This window comes from Nonomuraea sp. H19 (assembly GCF_052068215.1).
GTDB lineage: Bacteria > Actinomycetota > Actinomycetes > Streptosporangiales > Streptosporangiaceae > Nonomuraea.
Window position 1 is genome coordinate 1 of sequence record NZ_JBQHCV010000140.1, and the last position, 794, is coordinate 794.

At 68.1% G+C, this 794-nt stretch carries 1 protein-coding gene; it reads left to right on the plus strand.

Annotated features, from left to right (window positions below):
* The coding region (locus ACTMTI_RS56950) for an RNA-guided endonuclease InsQ/TnpB family protein (RefSeq protein WP_441129422.1) at nucleotides 1-757 on the plus strand (757 nt) is incomplete at its 5' end.
* Between the last annotated feature and the right edge of the window lie 37 nt (nucleotides 758-794).

Consider the following 794-nt stretch of genomic DNA (forward strand, 5'->3'; position numbering starts at 1 on the left):
CGCCCGGACGATCTCGATCTGGACCGTGACCGGCCGGGTCAAGAACATTGCCTTCACCGGCTCTGATGCCCAGCTGGCCATGCTGACCGCATATCGGCGCGGCGAATCCGACCTGGTGCGGCGGGACGGGATGTGGTTCCTGCTGGCCACCTGCGACCTGCCCGAACCCCCACTCCAGGAACCGGACGGCTTCCTCGGGGTCGATCTGGGCATTGCCAACATCGCCACCACCAGCACCGGCAAGCGGCACTGCGGCAAGGGCCTCAACGCCGTCCGGCACCGGCAGCGCCGGCTACGCAAGCGGCTGCAGGCCAAGGCCACCAAGAGCGCCAAACGGCTGCTGAAACTCCGCCGCCGCAAGGAGGCCCGCTTCGCCGCCAACATCAACCATGTGATTGCCAAGCAGACCGTGACCGAGGCAGAACGCACCGGTAAAGGCATCGCGCTCGAAGACCTGAGCGGGATCCGTGACCGGGTACGGCTCCGCAAGCCCCAGCGGGTCACCCTGCATTCCTGGAGCTTCCACCAGCTCGGGAGCTTCCTTGCCTACAAGGCCCGCCGGGCCGGGGTGGCCGTGGTCTACGTGGATCCGGCCTACTCCAGCCAGGAATGCTCGGCCTGCCACCACATCGACAAGAACAACCGGCCCGACCAGGCCACCTTCACCTGCACGTCGTGCGGCTTCGCTGAGCACGCCGACGTCAACGCGGCCCACGTGCTCGCCCATCGCGCGGCGATCGCATGGGCCGGGCAGTGAGTCACGCTGCCGACGACGCGGACCAACCCGTGCCCCC